The sequence below is a fragment of the Herbidospora cretacea genome (assembly GCF_001570605.1).
Classification (GTDB): domain Bacteria; phylum Actinomycetota; class Actinomycetes; order Streptosporangiales; family Streptosporangiaceae; genus Herbidospora; species Herbidospora cretacea.
This window is the reverse complement of record NZ_BBXG01000004.1, coordinates 66,468-80,836: the sequence shown is the minus strand read 5'-3', so window position 1 is coordinate 80,836 and position 14,369 is coordinate 66,468. Positions and strand designations below refer to the sequence as shown.

General features: G+C 71.4%; 14 protein-coding genes. 6 read left to right on the top strand and 8 right to left on the bottom strand.

The features are described from left to right. Nucleotides 1–39: 39 nt before the first annotated feature. The gene (locus AW270_RS08505) at nucleotides 40–273 is read right to left on the bottom strand and encodes a DUF6457 domain-containing protein (protein ID WP_061292569.1); all 234 of its coding nucleotides are present in this window, start codon (nucleotides 271–273) and stop codon (nucleotides 40–42) included. A gap of 19 nt (nucleotides 274–292) precedes the next feature. Next, nucleotides 293–1,276: a GTP 3',8-cyclase MoaA gene (moaA, locus tag AW270_RS08500; protein WP_061292566.1), complete on the bottom strand. Its 984-nt coding sequence runs from the start codon at nucleotides 1,274–1,276 to the stop codon at nucleotides 293–295. A gap of 137 nt (nucleotides 1,277–1,413) precedes the next feature. Between moaA and AW270_RS08495 the strand changes: the two genes are divergently transcribed. Next, complete coding sequence (locus tag AW270_RS08495; RefSeq protein WP_061292564.1) at nucleotides 1,414–2,568, top strand: RtcB family protein; 1,155 nt, start codon at nucleotides 1,414–1,416, stop codon at nucleotides 2,566–2,568. Here the strand turns inward: AW270_RS08495 and AW270_RS08490 are convergent. After that, nucleotides 2,565–3,335, bottom strand: coding sequence for a UbiA family prenyltransferase (locus tag AW270_RS08490; protein ID WP_245674627.1), 771 nt, complete (start codon nucleotides 3,333–3,335; stop codon nucleotides 2,565–2,567). The two genes, AW270_RS08495 and AW270_RS08490, sit on opposite strands and share 4 nt — an antisense overlap. A gap of 90 nt (nucleotides 3,336–3,425) precedes the next feature. On the opposite strand from AW270_RS08490, the gene AW270_RS08485 reads away from it, so the two are divergent. Genes AW270_RS08485 through AW270_RS08475 form a run of 3 tightly spaced genes read left to right on the top strand, consistent with a single transcriptional unit; the run spans nucleotide 3,426 to nucleotide 5,998 of the window. Then, nucleotides 3,426–4,469: a type III polyketide synthase gene (locus AW270_RS08485; RefSeq protein WP_061292558.1), complete on the top strand. Its 1,044-nt coding sequence runs from the start codon at nucleotides 3,426–3,428 to the stop codon at nucleotides 4,467–4,469. Next, nucleotides 4,470–4,985 (top strand): isoprenylcysteine carboxyl methyltransferase family protein, encoded by a 516-nt coding sequence (locus tag AW270_RS08480; protein WP_061292556.1) that lies wholly within the window; start codon nucleotides 4,470–4,472, stop codon nucleotides 4,983–4,985. Further along, nucleotides 4,982–5,998, top strand: a complete 1,017-nt coding sequence (locus AW270_RS08475; protein WP_061292553.1) for an NAD(P)/FAD-dependent oxidoreductase — start codon at nucleotides 4,982–4,984, stop codon at nucleotides 5,996–5,998. The genes AW270_RS08480 and AW270_RS08475 overlap by 4 nt, the downstream gene beginning before the upstream one ends. Here the strand turns inward: AW270_RS08475 and AW270_RS08470 are convergent. Then, nucleotides 5,995–6,702 (bottom strand): class I SAM-dependent methyltransferase, encoded by a 708-nt coding sequence (locus AW270_RS08470; protein WP_061292550.1) that lies wholly within the window; start codon nucleotides 6,700–6,702, stop codon nucleotides 5,995–5,997. The two genes, AW270_RS08475 and AW270_RS08470, sit on opposite strands and share 4 nt — an antisense overlap. Before the next feature lie 154 nt (nucleotides 6,703–6,856). On the opposite strand from AW270_RS08470, the gene AW270_RS08465 reads away from it, so the two are divergent. Further along, complete coding sequence (locus tag AW270_RS08465; protein WP_061292547.1) at nucleotides 6,857–7,630, top strand: alpha/beta fold hydrolase; 774 nt, start codon at nucleotides 6,857–6,859, stop codon at nucleotides 7,628–7,630. 3 nt (nucleotides 7,631–7,633) lie between these two features. Here the strand turns inward: AW270_RS08465 and AW270_RS08460 are convergent, their stop codons facing one another. The 3 genes from AW270_RS08460 to AW270_RS08450 form a co-directional block, all read right to left on the bottom strand. Then, nucleotides 7,634–9,112, bottom strand: a complete 1,479-nt coding sequence (locus tag AW270_RS08460; RefSeq protein WP_061292545.1) for a PQQ-dependent sugar dehydrogenase — start codon at nucleotides 9,110–9,112, stop codon at nucleotides 7,634–7,636. A 150-nt stretch (nucleotides 9,113–9,262) separates the two neighbouring features. Further along, complete coding sequence (locus AW270_RS08455; protein ID WP_061292543.1) at nucleotides 9,263–10,207, bottom strand: hypothetical protein; 945 nt, start codon at nucleotides 10,205–10,207, stop codon at nucleotides 9,263–9,265. A 156-nt stretch (nucleotides 10,208–10,363) separates the two neighbouring features. Then, complete coding sequence (locus AW270_RS08450) at nucleotides 10,364–12,187, bottom strand: AMP-dependent synthetase/ligase (protein WP_061292541.1); 1,824 nt, start codon at nucleotides 12,185–12,187, stop codon at nucleotides 10,364–10,366. An 81-nt stretch (nucleotides 12,188–12,268) separates the two neighbouring features. Here AW270_RS08450 and AW270_RS08445 point away from each other — a divergent pair, with 81 nt between their 5' ends. After that, entirely contained in the window at nucleotides 12,269–12,883 is a 615-nt protein-coding gene (locus AW270_RS08445; RefSeq protein WP_157521773.1) for a trimeric intracellular cation channel family protein, read from the top strand. Here AW270_RS08445 and yczR read toward each other — a convergent pair. Further along, nucleotides 12,867–14,255, bottom strand: a complete 1,389-nt coding sequence (gene yczR / locus AW270_RS08440) for a MocR-like transcription factor YczR (RefSeq protein WP_245674626.1) — start codon at nucleotides 14,253–14,255, stop codon at nucleotides 12,867–12,869. The two genes, AW270_RS08445 and yczR, sit on opposite strands and share 17 nt — an antisense overlap. Nucleotides 14,256–14,369: the final 114 nt, after the last annotated feature.

The window sequence follows — 14,369 nt, the reverse complement described above, 5'->3', positions numbered from 1 at the left end:
ATCTTCCCAAAGCGCGTGGCGTCGCGCGGGGAAACCGGCCTAGTCGCGGGTCCATTCGGCCGCTTTGGCCGACAGCAGGGCCGCCGCGTCCGGGGGCGCGGTGCCCGCTCCCTGGGCCAGGCCGAGGAGGTAGGCCGTCAGCGGCGCGGCCGGGCGGGCGACCCCGTGGGCGACGTCGCGGGTCAGGTCGAGCACCAGGTCGCGGTCGACGGTCGCCGGGTCGATGCCGAGCTCGCGGCAGACCAGGGCGGTCCACTCCTCCAGCACGTTCACGGAACATCCTCCAGGTAGGTCAGCCACCGATGGCGCTCATGGGACGGGCGGGCTGGAGGAACTCCGGGTTGTCGATGCCGTGGCCCGGCTTCTTGCGGGCCACGGACGCCAGCCAGCGGGCCGCGAGTTCCTCGTCGGTGGCCCCCGAGCGGAGGGCGGCGCGCAGGTCGGATTCCTCGGTGGCGAACAGGCAGTTGCGGATCTGGCCGTCGGCGGTCAGCCGCACGCGGTCGCAGGCGCCGCAGAAGGGCCGGGTCACCGAGCCGATCACGCCGACCGTCGCCGGGCCGCCCTCGACGAGGAACAGCTCGGCGGGGGCGCTGCCCCGCTCGCGGGGGTCGGCGTCGACGAGCGTGAACTCCTTGCTGAGGGTGGCCAGGATCTCGTCGGCGGTGATCATGTTCTCGCGGCTCCAGCCGTGCTGGGCGTCGAGCGGCATCTGCTCGATGAACCTGAGCTGGTAGCCGCGGTCGAGGCAGTAGCGCAGCAGGCCGGCGGCCTCGTGGTCGTTCACATCGCGCATCAGCACCGCGTTGACCTTCACGGGGCGCAGACCGGCCGCGTCGGCGGCCTCCAGACCGGCCAGGACGTCGGGGAGGCGGTCGCGGTGGGCCAGCTTCTTGAACGTCTCGCGGTCGATCGTGTCGAGGGACACGTTCACCCGGTGGAGGCCCGCCTCGGCCAGCGGGGCGGCCAGGCGGGCCAGGCCGATGCCGTTGGTCGTCAGGGAGATCTCGGCGCCCAGGGCGGAGGTGCGGGAGACGATCTCGACCAGCTCGCGCCGCAGCAGCGGCTCCCCGCCGGTGTAGCGGACCTCGGTGATGCCCAGGTCCCGCACGCCGACGGTGACCAGGCGGACGATCTCGTCGGCCGTCAGCAGGTCGGGTTTGGGCAGCCAGTCGAGACCTTCCGGCGGCATGCAGTAGCTGCACCGAAGGTTGCATCGGTCGGTCAGCGACACCCGGAGGTCTGTCGCGACACGCCCGAACGAGTCGACCAGCACGTCACCATCTCCATTCTGTATGCCACCTTAAAACACATACAACCAGGCGCGATCAACGGGGATTCCGCCGGGTCTAAAACCATTGGGAACGATTGACCCCGGTTCGGCACACTGGTCGCACCGAACAGGAGATCATCATGCCGAAGGAAGTCGCCCACAACCTGCTGTCCTGGGCCAGCGACATCGACCCCGCCACGATCGAGCAGGCGGCCCGGACCGCCCGGCTGCGGTTCGTGTCCGGGCACGTCGCCCTCATGCCCGACGCGCACATCGGGATCGGCGCGACCGTCGGCTCCGTCATCCCCACCGAGGGCGCGATCATCCCGGCCGCCGTCGGGGTCGACATCGGCTGCGGGATGATCGCGACCGAGACCGATCTGACCGCCCGCGACCTGCCGGACGACCTCGGCGCGCTGATGCCGCTGGTGGAGCGGCGGATCCCGGCCGGCGTGGGCAAGGGCCACGACGACCGGGCCGTCGACCGGGCGCTGGAGGCGATCGGGCGGCCGTACACGGAACTGACCCCGAAGCAGGACAAGACGGTGGCGACGCAGTTCGGCACCCTCGGGTCGGGCAACCACTTCGTGGAGGTCTGCCTCGACGAGCGCGACCGGGTGTGGACGGTGCTCCACTCCGGCTCGCGGGGGATCGGGAACCAGCTCGCGACCCGCCACATCGCCGGCGCGAAGAAGGCGATGAAGCAGGCGGCGATCGGGCTGGAGGACCCCGACCTGGCCTACTTCACCCAGGGGACGCCCGAGTTCGCCGCCTACATCGACGACATGCTGTGGTCGCAGGCCTACGCGATGGCCTCGCGGGCGCGGATGGACGCGGTGCTGTCGAACGCGCTGTTCTCGGTGGTCGGGAAGGGCCGCCGGGTCCGGACGATCAACTGCCACCACAACTTCACCCAGCAGGAGACGCACCACGGCAAGTCGCTGTGGATCACCCGCAAGGGCGCCATCAAGGCCGACACCGGCGACGAGGGCGTCATCCCGGGCTCGATGGGGACGCGGTCCTACATCGTGCGCGGGAAGGGCAACGCCGACTCCTACCACTCGTGCTCCCACGGCGCGGGCCGGCGGATGTCGCGCGGCCAGGCGAAGCGGACCCTGACGGCCTCGTCGCTGAAGAAGGCGATGGAGGGCCGGACCTGGAACGCCGACCGGGCGTCGTCGCTGGTCGACGAGCACCCGGAGGCCTACAAGCCGATCGACCGGGTGATGGCCGACCAGACGGATCTGGTGACCGTGCAGCACACGCTCCGCCAGGTGTTCAACTACAAGGGCTAGCCGGTTCCGCGCACGAGCAGGAGCGCGACGGCCAGCGCGGCGACGGCGACGGCGCTCAGGAAAGGGGCGCCGTCGCCGCGCGCGTAGCGGGGTGCCAGTGCCAGCGCGAGCGCCACGACGACGGCGGGCCACCAGAGCACGGCGACGGCGGCGACCAGGAAGACGGCGGTGAGCACCCGGGTCCGGCGGGGGCCGAGACGCTGGGGCAGGCCGTGCACCCCCGTCTTCCGGTCGCCGTCGATGTCGGGCAGCACGTTGGCCAGATGGGCCCCGACGCCGAGCAGCGCGCCGGCGAGCACCGACCACCACGCGGGCCACGGCTGGCCGGGCAGCCCGAGGGAGACGAACACCGGGAACTGCCCGAAGCCGATCACATAGGGCACCCACGAGAAGACCGTGGCCTTCACCCCGAGGTTGTACGCCCACGCCGCCGCCACCCCGAGCAGATGGAACCCACCGGCCGCCACCCCGCTCGCCAGCGACAACGGCACGCACGCCACCAGCGCCACCCCGGCGGCCACCCACAGCGCCCTGACCGGCACTAGCCCGGAAACGGCTGGTTTGTCGGTACGGCCCAGGGCCCGGTCCCGCCCCGCGTCCACGGCGTCGTTGCTCCAGCCGACCGACAACTGCCCGGCCAGCACCGCGGCCGCCACGAGCAGGCACCCCGCGAGGTCCCGCCCCGACCCGGCGGCCAGCGCGGTCACCAGCGCGGTGACGGCCAGCGTCGGCCCCGGATGACACGCCCGTACTAAGCCCAGAAGCACAGAGGTTGGGGTTCCCATCGGCACGCACATGAACCCGTGAGGGGTGGGCAGAGATCGGAACGGGATGTTTTCTGCCTATATGGGAGTGCGATGTCACGTATCGCCGCTGTTCAGGGCGTCCTGCCGCCGAACCGCTACGCGCAGGCCGAGATCACCGAGGCGATCGCCCGGATGGGCTTCCTCGACGCTGCCGAGCGCCGGGTGCTCGACCGGCTCCACCGGCACGCCAAGGTCGACTTCCGGCATCTCGTGCTTCCCCTCGACGACTACGCCAAACTCGACGGTTTCGGCGCGGCGAACGACGTGTTCGTGGGGGCGGCGGTCGAGCTGGGTTCCCAGGCGGTGGCCGAGGCCCTGGACGCGGCCGGGCTGACCCCGCGCGACGTCGACATGTTCCTGTTCATGTCGGTGACCGGCATCGCGGCCCCCTCGATCGAGGCGCGCATCGCGTCCCGGCTGGGCATGCGGCCCGACCTGAAGCGGATGCCGATGTTCGGCCTCGGGTGCGTCGGCGGCGCGGCCGGGATCGCCCGCACCCACGACTACCTGTCCGGCGGGCCCGACCAGGTCGCGGTGCTGCTGTCGGTGGAGTTCTGCTCGCTGACCGTCCAGCGCGACGACCACTCGATCGCCAACCTGGTGGCGGGCGGCCTGTTCGGCGACGGCGTGACCGCCGTGGTGGCCACCACGTCGGGGGGCCCCGGCCCGCGCGTGGTCGACTCCCGCTCGCACCTCTATCCCGACTCCGAGCAGGTCATGGGCTGGGACATCACCAACGGCGGCTTCCGGGTGGTCCTCGACGCCGGCGTCCCCGGCGTGGTCCGGACCTATCTCCCCGGCGACGTCGACGGCTTCCTGGCCGACCACGGCCTGACCAGGAAGGACATCACCGCCTGGGTCTGCCACCCCGGCGGCCCCCGCGTGCTGGAGGCGGTCATCGAGACCCTGGATCTGCCGCCGGACGCCCTCGACGTGACGTGGCGGTCGCTGGCCGAGGTGGGGAACCTCTCGTCGTCGTCGGTGCTGCGGGTGCTGGGTGACACGATGGCACTCGACCCGCCGAAGGGGACCCCGGGCCTGATGATCGCGATGGGCCCCGGCTTCTGCTCGGAACTCGTCCTGCTGGAGTGGTGAATGGGCTGGTACGCCGTTCTGGTCGCCCTCGTCGGGGCCGAGCGCCTCGCCGAGCTCGTCGTGGCGAAGCGGAACCTGCGGTGGAGCCTGGCCCGGGGTGGGGTCGTCACCGGTCAGGGTCACTATCCGTTCATGGTCGTCCTGCACACCGGGCTGCTGGCCGGCTGCCTGATCGAGGTGTACGCCGCCGGCCGCCCCTTCCTGCCCGCGCTGGGCTGGCCGATGCTGGCGCTCGTGATCGCCTCCCAGGGGCTGCGGTGGTGGTGCATCAGGACCCTGGGCCACCAGTGGAACACGCAGGTCGTGGTCGTCCCCGGGCTGACGGCGGTGACCGGCGGCCCCTACCGTTTCCTGCGCCACCCCAACTACGTCGCGGTCGCCGTCGAGGGCGCCGCCCTTCCCCTCGTCCATTCGGCGTGGGTCACCGCGCTGGTGTTCACGGTGCTGAACGCCGGGCTGATGGTGGTCCGGATCCGGAGTGAGGAGGCCGCGCTGGCCCGGCTGGGCACCGCGTGATCGACGTCCTGATCGCCGGTGGCGGGCCGGCCGGGCTCGCCACCGCCTGCCACGCCGCGCTGGCCGGGATGGAGGCCGTCGTCGTCGAACCCCGGGCGACCCCGGTCGACAAGGCCTGCGGCGAGGGGTTGATGCCCACCGGCGCCGAGGCGCTGCGATCGCTCGGCGTGCGGCCCGAAGGGTGGCCCTTACGCGGCATCGCCTACCTCGACGCCGCCGGGTCGGTGACCGCCCCCTTCCCGCGCGGCCTGTCCGGGCTCGGCGTCCGCCGCACGATCCTGCACGAGACGCTCGCCAAACGGGCGGCCGAGCTGGGCGTCCGGGTGGTCGCCGGGCGGGTCGGCCGGTTCCGGCAGCGGCCCGACGCCGTCGAGGCCGACGGGTTCGGCCGGGCCCGCTGGCTGGTCGCGGCCGACGGGCTGCACTCCCCCGTCCGCGCGTCCCTGGGGCTGACGACCACGTCCCGTCGGGTACGCCGCCATGGTCTGCGCCGCCATTTCGCGGTCGCCCCGTGGAGTTCCCATGTCGAGGTGCACTGGTCGCCGGGCGCGGAGGCCTACGTGACGCCCGTCGGGCCCGAGCTGGTCGGGGTGGCGGTGCTGAGCTCGCGGCGAGTGCCGTTCGACGAGCATCTGGCCGCCTTCCCGGCGTTACGCGACCGGCTCGGCCCGCCGTGCTCGCCGGTCAGGGGGGCGGGGCCGCTGCGGCAGACGGCGGCCGCCCAGGTGGCCGGGCGGGTGCTGCTCGTCGGCGACGCCGCCGGATACGTGGACGCGCTCACCGGTGAGGGGATCTCGCTGGCCGTCCGGTCGGCCGAGGCGCTCATTTCAGCTCTAAGACAGGAAAATCCGGAAATGTACGCCCGGTCGTGGAGACGTCTGTCGTGGCGTCACCGGCTGCTCACGGAGGCGCTGGTGGCCGTCCGGGGCAACCGGGTCACCGGGGACCTCATCGCGCCGGCCGCGCGGCGGCTCCCGTGGGCCTTCCGCGCGGCCGTCGCCCTTCTCGCCTAGCGGCGGGCCACCAGGATCAGGCGGGCTGACCTGAGCTCGTAGGGGGCGCCGTCAGGATCGGCGTACATCTCAATGGTGCCGAAACCCGCCTCGGTGACCATGCGGCCGACCTCGGCGGCGGTGTAGACGTGCTGGACCGAGGTCCCCCGGTGCACCTCTTCGCCCCGGGTGAAGGTGAAGTGGGTGATCCAGCGGCTCCGGGCCACGTCGTACTCGTTGATCTGCTCGGCGGTGACGCCGCCGATGGTGAGCGGCTCCTCCTCCAGGGCGACGCCCGGGAGGAACGACTCGGCGGCGAAGCCGTAGTCGAGGACCAGCGTCCCGACGTCCAGCCCGGCCAGGAAGGCGCGCGTCTGGTCGTGGTCGAGGTAGCCGAAGGCGTTGCCCATGCAGATCGCCGTGTCGGCGGTCGTCACGGGCAGCGCCCGCATGTCGCCGACGAGGAACTCGGCGCTCAGGCCCCGCTCGCGCGCGGCGTCGGTGGCATGGGCGACGGCCTCGGCCGACACGTCGACGCCGGTCACCCGGCGGCCCCGCGCGGCCAGTTCGAGGGCGTGCCGCCCGCTGCCGCAGGCCACGTCGAGGACGTGGTCGCCCGGCAGTTTCATCAGGAAGTCGATCTCGGCGGTCGTCGACTCGATCGGGACGGCGGCGCGCCAGAAGGTGTTGGGAAGCTCGGTGAAGAAATCCGTGTACCACGGCATTGGGAAATGCTCCAGTCAGAAGTACGAAAAAACCTGTTTCTCGTCTCGACCGGGACAGCGTTCAACCACCCCGGTCACACCGGACGGGTGGCCATGGCCTCTCCTCGTTTTGCTCGACTGAGTGACGACGGTACCGGCTGATAGAACGGTTGTCATGGAGATTACGACCTCGCGAGACGGCACCACCATCGCCTACGACAAGATCGGCGAGGGGCCGCCGGTGATCGTCGTGGTGGGGGTCTTCAACGAGCGCGCCACCGGGCTGCCGCTGGCCGAGGCGCTGGCCCGCGACTTCACGGTCTTCGTCTACGACCGGCGCGGGCGCGGCGGCAGCGGCGAGGTCGCCCTCCCCTACCGGATCGACGACGAGGTCGACGACCTGAAGGCCATGATCGAGGTCGCGGGCGGCGAGGCGGCCGTGTTCGGCTACTCCTCGGGCGGCCTGCTGGCCCTGAAGGCGCTGATCGCGGGGGCCGCCATCACCCGGCTGGCCCTCTACGAGCCGCCCTACCAGAACGAGAACCCCTCCCCCGCCGACCACGCCGGCCACCTGACCGAGCTGATCTCCCAGGGGCGGCGCTCGGAGGCGGTCGAATACTTCCAGCTGAAGATCATCGGCATGCCGCCCCCGATGGTGGAGCAGGCCAGGCGCGCCCCCTTCTGGCTGGCGCTGGAGGCCCTGGCCCCTTCGGCGGTCTACGACGCGCTGCTCGTGAGCGACCGCGAGCTGCCCGACGAGCTGGCCGCCCTGCGCCCGCCGCCCACGCTGGTCCTCGACGGCGCGGCCAGCCCCGACCGGCTGCGCGGCATGGTGGGCGCGCTGGGCACGGCCGTCGACGGCGCACGGGTGATCGCCCTCGACGGCCAGACCCACACGATCGACCCGGAGGTGACCGGGCCGATCGTCGCGGCGTTCCTCAGGGGCTGAGCCTCACGCGGAGGCGCAGGTGTAGCCGTTCGCCGTGGCCGTGTCGCCGTTGGGGCGGGTGACCTGGAAGCCGAACGTGGTGCTCGCGTTCGGGGCGAGGTTGCCGTTGTAGGCCTGGTTGCGGGCGGTCACGGTCTGGCCCGAGACGGTGACGGCGGCGTTCCACGAGCCCGACAGGGTGTGCCCGGCCGGGAGGGTGAAGGTCACCCGCCAGCCGCTCAGGGCCGAGGTTCCGGTGTTGGTGACCGTCACGGGCTGCACGACGTAGCCGTTGCCCCACTGCGTCTGGACCGTCCCGCTCGCCGAGCACGGACCGCCGGGCTGCGGGCTGGGCGAAGGCGACGGTGACGGGGAGGGCGAGGGGCTGGGCGAGGGCGACGGGCTGGGCGACGGGCTGGGGGAAGGCGACGGCGACGGGTTCACGCCCGCCGGGGGGACGCGGATGATGCGGTCGTCCGCCGCGACCGGGGTGCCCCGGCCGTCGCGGTTGCTGGTGCCGATCCACAGCCAGCCGTCCGGGCCGACGGCGACCGCCCGCAGGCGGCCGTACTGGCCCTGGAGCTGGGCGGAGGCGCCGGCCGAGCCGCCGGAGCCGTTCAGCGAGACGGCCCACAGGCGGGTGCCGCGCAGGGCGGCGGCGAACAGGGTGTTGTTGGCGTACGCGAGGCCGCTCGGGGAGGCCTCGGCGGTCGTCCAGGTGACGATCGGGTTGCGGAACGCCGGGTTGCCGCAGACGCCCTCGCAGGTCGGCCAGCCGTAGTTGCCGCCGGGCACGATCTGGTTGATCTCGTCGGTGGTGTTCTGGCCGAACTCGGTGGCGTACAGGCGGCCCTGACCGTCCCAGGCCAGGCCCTGGACGTTGCGGTGGCCCAGGCTGTAGACCCGCGAACCGGCGGTCGGGTTGCTCGCGGGGATGCTCCCGTCGGGGTTCATCCGGAGGATCTTCCCGGCGGGCGAGCTCGCGTTCTGGGCGTTCGACGTGGTGCCGGCGTCGCCGGTGGCCAGGTAGAGCATGCCGTCGGGGCCGAAGGCGATGCGGCCGCCGTCGTGGACGGTGGCGCGCGGGATGCCCGACAGCAGCACGTTCTGGGTCTGCGGCGCGCTGAGGCGGAAGCGGGCCAGCCGGTTGTCGCTGGCCGTGGTGAAGTAGACGTAGATCCACTGGTCCTGCGCGTACGTCGGGGAGACGGCGATGCCGAGCAGGCCGCTCTCGCCCGAGGCCGACACCCCATTGACGGTGGCCACGGCGACCGGGGTCTGACCTGGTCTCACCTGCATGACGCGGCCGGTGTTCCGCTCGGTGACCAGGGCGCTCCCGTCGGGGAGGAAGGCGAATCCCCACGGGACCTGGAGCCCGGTGACCGACACCTGGGCCCTGTCGAAGTCGAAGCCGCCGACCACGGCGGCCCGGGCCGGTAGGGCGATCATGACTCCGAGGAGCAGGATCGCCACGGCGATGACGTGCCTAACGTGTCTGGACATTTCGGAACCATACGAAGGCACGAAAAATCCTGACAACGATCACCAGGTACGCCGGCCGCTGACCTGCGCGAGGTAAGGAAACTTTCAACCACTTCTGACACGGGGAAGCCCGGGCCTCCGTGGAGGGGAGGCCCGGGCTCGTAGAGAAAACTACTTGACGACCTTCACGTAGTCGCTCGCCTCGGCGGAGCCGAAACCGTGGCTGCCGTCGTACCGGACACCCCAGGTGCCGCTACCCCAGGCCTTGACCTTGGTGTAGAAGGATCCGCTGGGGTTGGTCTCGATCGTCTTCACGTACTTCCACTTGTGCGAACCCGCGGGGAGGAAGTAGACGTCGATGTCCTGCCAGCCCAGCTTGTACCAGCCGTGCCAGTAGTCGCGGTTGTCGTAGCAGTCGCCGCCACCCCAATCGGCCTTGGGGTAGCCGTCGAGCTCGACGTAAGCGCGGTCGTACTCGTAGTACCAGTCGCCGTAGCACTGGGCGACCTGAAGCTTGCCGGTCAGGGTCAGGTGACGGCCCTTCTTCACCGGCTCAGGGCCCGCGTTGAAGTCGACGATCCGGGTCGCCTTGGGGCCCTTCGGGGGCTTCGGACGCCAGGTGTCGTGCTTGACCGTGAAACCCGAGGAGTCGGTGTAGAGCTTGCCGTCGAAGCCACGCGCGTACACCTTCACGGAGTAGAACCCCTTGGGGTCCTTCGTGTCGATCTTCACGCTCTCCGAGGCGGAGAACCACTGGGGCTTCCACTCGGGCTTCTTCTTCTCCTCCGACGTGTCGGCGGTGGTGCTGTCCGCCGACTTGTCGTCCCAGCCGTGACCGTCCCAATCGTCACGACCCCAGCTGCCCTTGTGATCGATCACGATCCGGGCGTGCTTGATGTCCACGCCCTTGACCGTCACCGTCACGACTTCGGAGTCGTACTTGCCCTTGAGGACGACCGAGGTGGGGTTGACCACGAGTGCCGTGATCTTCGGGTCGGGGCCGTCGTGGTGACCGTGCCCGTGACCCGGATTCGCTAAGGCGGGAGTCGCCCCGACGAGCGCCGAGGCGCTCATCGCGGCGGCCGCCACCAGAGCGGTGGCGATGCGCTTGATCATAAGAGGGTGCTTCCTCTCCCCGTTCTGCGCGCTTCCGGCATGAAGCGCGCCTACGTCATAGACGGAAACTACGCCCCAAAAGTTGCGTGGTGGTCGCGGAAAAAGTGATCACAACTTGGCAACGGGAGCCCCGGCTCGCGCGTCGGGGTCGGAAGATCACTGAGCGTACATCTCCTCGATGATCTCGGCGTACTTGGCGTGGATGACACGGCGCTTGAGCTTCAGGCTCGGGGTGAGCTCCTCGGTCTCGGCGGTCCACTCGACCGGCAGCAGCCGCCAGCGCTTGACCTGCTGCACCCGCGCCAGCTTCTCGTTGGCGATCTCGATGGCCGCCTCGACGGCCTTCAGCACGTCGGGGTGGGCGGCCAGCTCGGCCAGGTCGGTCGAGGCGATGCCGTTGGCCTGGGCCCAGCCGGGGGCGATCTCGCCGTCGAGGGTGAGGATCGCGACCGGGTAGGGCCGCGCGTCGCCGAACGCGAGCGCCTGGCCGATGAGGGGGTGTTCCTTCAGGTAGTTCTCGATGTTGGCCGGGGAGATGTTCTCGCCCCCGGCGGTGATGATGATCTCCTTCTTGCGGTCGACGATGCGGACGAACCCGTCCTCGTCGAGCGAGCCGACGTCGCCGGTGTGCAGCCAGCCCTCGTCGTCGAACAGTTCGGCGGTGGCCTCGGGCCGGTTGAGGTAGCCCGTCGTGTTGAGCGGGCTGCGGGTGAGGATCTCCCCGTCCTCGGCGATCCGCACCTCGACGCCCGGCTCCGGACGGCCGACGGTGCCGAGCTTGTAGGCGTCGGGGCTGTTGGCGGTGAAGGCGCCGGTGGTCTCCGTCATGCCGTACACGTCGAGGACCTTGAGCCCCAGACCGGCGAAGAACCTCTGCACCTCCAGCGGCATCGGCGCGGCGGCGGTGGCGAGCCATCCGGCGTTGTCGAAGCCGATCATGCCGCGGACGACCGCGAGCAGCGCGGCGTCGGCGGCCTCGTAGGCGGCCTGGATCTCCGGCGTGACGGTGTGGCCGACCTGGCCGGCCTCGACCCAGGCGAGCCCGGCGGCCATCGCCTTGCGGGCGTTCTCCTGCTGGTCCTCCGGCGACATGGCCAGCAGCGCGGTGAGCTTGGCCATCATCTTCTCCCAGACGCGCGGCACGCCGAAGAACAGCACCGGCTTGACCGCGCCGAGCGTCGCCCCGAGGTTGGCGAGGTCGGTGCAGAAGTGCACGTGGGAGACCTTGAACAGGGGCAGGTAGAGGCTCAGCACCCGCTCGGCGATGTGGGCGTAGGTCAGGTAGGAGATCTGGGTGCCCTGGGTGGGCAGCGAGGTCATCCGGTCGGTCGCGCCGACCTCGAACAGCACGTTGCGGTGGGTGAGCGGGACGCCCTTCGGCATCCCGGTCGTGCCCGAGGTGTAGAGCACGGTGAGGGTGTCGTCGGGGGCGACCGAGCGCCAGCGCTCCTCGACCGACCCGGGGTCGGCGGCCAGCGCCTCGGCGCCGAGCGCGAGGAAGTCCTCCCAGGAGAGCTGGTCGGCGGTGGCGCCCTCCAGCATGATGATCTTCTCCAGGCCGGGCAGCTCGCCCAGGACCGGCTGCCACCGGGCGAACTCGGCGGGCCCGCCCAGCACGACGACCTTGGCGCCGACGTCGTTGGCCACGTAGGCGATCTGGTCGGGGGCGAAGGTGGCGTACACGGAGCAGGGGATCGCGCCCGCGTGGACGGCGCCCAGGTCGGCGAGCACGTGTTCGCTCCGGTTGACCATCATCAGCGCCACCGAGTCGCCCGGGTCGACGCCCAGGGCGGCGAAACCGGCGGCGATTTCCAGCACCCGCTGCCGCGCCTCCCGGTAGGTGAGGGTGGACCATCCGTCCGCCGACGGGTCGGAATAGGCCGGCGAGTCGGGAAAGGCCTCCGCCGTCTCGTCGAGCTGCGAACAGATGGTCCGGCCCGCGATGCTTTCCTCGATCGCCGCCCGCTCGTCAAAGACCATTCCGCGCCTCCTGTAGGGCTGCTCCTGCACAGAGTGACCCGCATCACATCATCAGTAAGTCAACCCTGACAAGATGTCCTGGTGACATGGGTGCTCGACCTGGCCGGGATCTTCGTTTTCGCCATCTCCGGGGCGCTGGCCGGGGTCCAGACCCGTCTCGACGTGGTGGGCATGGCGGTGCTGGCGTTCTTCACCGCCGTGGGCGGCGGCATTCTGCGGGACGTGTTCCTGGGGGTGCAGCCGGCCGCGCTCCACGAGGCGGGCTACGTGCTGGTGCCGCTGCTGGCGTCGGCGATCGTGTTCTTCTGGCATCCGCAGGTCACGCGGGTGCTGCCGAGCATCCTGATCTTCGACGCGGCCGGGCTCGGCCTGTTCTGCGCGACCGGCACGGAGAAGGCGCTGCTGTTCGGCCTCTCGCCGCTGCACGCCGTCCTGCTCGGCGTGGTCACGGCCGTAGGCGGGGGTGTGCTGCGCGACGTGCTCTCGGGCTCGCGCCCGAAGCTGCTCTACGACCGCCAGCTCTACGCGGTGCCCGCGTTCCTGGGCGCGACCGTGCTCGCGATGCTCTTCGAGTTCGGTGTACGCGGCCCGCTGGCCGTCCTGGCCGCCGCCGTCCTGGCCTTCTCGTTCCGGTTCGCGGCGATGCGGCTGGGCTGGCGGGCCCCGCTGGCGCGCGGGGTCACAGACTCATCGTGAGCCGGTTCTCGGTGACCGGCGCCATCCCCGGCCGGGCGGCGGCGATCCGCCGGACGGCGTCGGCCAGCACGTGGGGCGGATGGCAGTACGACAGCCGCAGGTAGCCCTCACTGGCGCCGTCGACCCCGAACCACCGGCCGGGCGCGAGCCTGACCCCCTGCGCGGCGGCCGCCGCGACCATCGGCGCGGCCGACGGGACGTCGAGTTTGGCCCAGATCGACCCGCCGCCGACCGGCTTCGGATACGTCCACGCCGGCAGGTGCTCGGCGAGCTCGGCCATCAGGGTGTCGCGCGAGGTCGCCAGCCAGGCCCGGCGCTCGGCCCGCGCCTCCTCCACCTGCGGGAACAGGTCGGCCACGACGAGCTGGTCGAACACCGCCGTGGCCAGGTCGATGCCCGACCGCAGCACCGACAGCCGCTCGACCAGGTCGGCGGTCCCCCGCAGCCAGCCGACCCGCAGCCCGCCCCACCACAGCTTCGAGGCCGACCCGATCGTGATCACCCGGTTGTCGGTGTCCCAGCGGGCCAGCGGCGGCGGCATGACCACGTCGTCGACGGCCACCTCGCCCCACGTCTCGTCGCAGATCAGCGTGACGTCGTGCCGCCGCGCGGCGGCCACCAGCGCGGCCCGCTCCTCGGCCCCCATCAGGGAGCCGGTGGGGTTGTGGAAGTCGGGCAGCACGTAGGCCACCTTGGCCTGGGGCAGCGAGCTCTCCATCAGCTCCCCCGCCGCCACCGCCCTGGCCCCGTGGAGCCGGACGCACTGGATCGCGTGGGCGTAGGTCGGCGACTCCAGGAGCACCGGGTCGCCCTGGCGGAGCAGCAGCGTGAACAGCAGGTGCATGGCCTGCTGGGAGCCGGGCGTGATGAGGATCTGCTCCGGCCGGGTGGCCACCCCCCGGTCCGTGTAGCGCCGCGCCACCGCCTCCCGCAGCGCGAGCAGCCCGACGGGCTCGTAGCCGATGCCGAGCAGGTGGCGGTGGTAACCGGCGGCGGCGTTCTCCACCGCCGCGGCGACCCCGGAGGCGGCCGGCATCGAGGCGACGTGGAGGGGGATCATGCCGTCGCCCGGGACGGGGATCGTCCAGGGGGTGTCGCCTCCGGCGGGCAGCGCGGTGGTGCTGCCCGAGCCCTGCCGCGCGGTGACGTATCCCTGCTCTTTCAGCAGGTCGTAGGCGGCGGTGACGGTGGTCCGGCTGACGCCCAGGGCGGTGGCGAGGTGGCGTTCGGCCGGGAGCCGCACCCCGACCGGGATCGCGCCGTCGTGCAGCCGGCCCCGCAGGGCCTCGGCCAGCGCCCGGTAGTAGGGGCGGGCCCCCGGCGGGACGTGCAGGAGTCGGGCGAGCTGCTCCGGGGCGATGTGGCGCGGCATGCCGACCACAGTAGAACCAGTTCTCATCGCTTGCACCGTTCCAGACAAGCTTGATCAGAACAGGCCAATTTCCCCGATTGGCTCTTTTCTGGCCTGCCCGCCACCGCGACACTG

Bases quoted from the DNA above. Each gene is read 5' to 3' on its own strand.
- AW270_RS08495 (WP_061292564.1), top strand. From the start codon at position 1,414: ATGCCGAAGGAAGTCGCCCACAACCTGCTGTCCTGGGCCAGCGACATC.
- AW270_RS08485 (WP_061292558.1), top strand. From the start codon at position 3,426: ATGTCACGTATCGCCGCTGTTCAGGGCGTCCTGCCGCCGAACCGCTAC.
- AW270_RS08480 (WP_061292556.1), top strand. From the start codon at position 4,470: ATGGGCTGGTACGCCGTTCTGGTCGCCCTCGTCGGGGCCGAGCGCCTC.
- AW270_RS08470 (WP_061292550.1), bottom strand. From the start codon at position 6,702: ATGCCGTGGTACACGGATTTCTTCACCGAGCTTCCCAACACCTTCTGG.
- AW270_RS08465 (WP_061292547.1), top strand. From the start codon at position 6,857: ATGGAGATTACGACCTCGCGAGACGGCACCACCATCGCCTACGACAAG.
- AW270_RS08460 (WP_061292545.1), bottom strand. From the start codon at position 9,112: ATGTCCAGACACGTTAGGCACGTCATCGCCGTGGCGATCCTGCTCCTC.
- AW270_RS08455 (WP_061292543.1), bottom strand. From the start codon at position 10,207: ATGATCAAGCGCATCGCCACCGCTCTGGTGGCGGCCGCCGCGATGAGC.
- AW270_RS08450 (WP_061292541.1), bottom strand. From the start codon at position 12,187: ATGGTCTTTGACGAGCGGGCGGCGATCGAGGAAAGCATCGCGGGCCGG.
- yczR (WP_245674626.1), bottom strand. From the start codon at position 14,255: ATGCCGCGCCACATCGCCCCGGAGCAGCTCGCCCGACTCCTGCACGTC.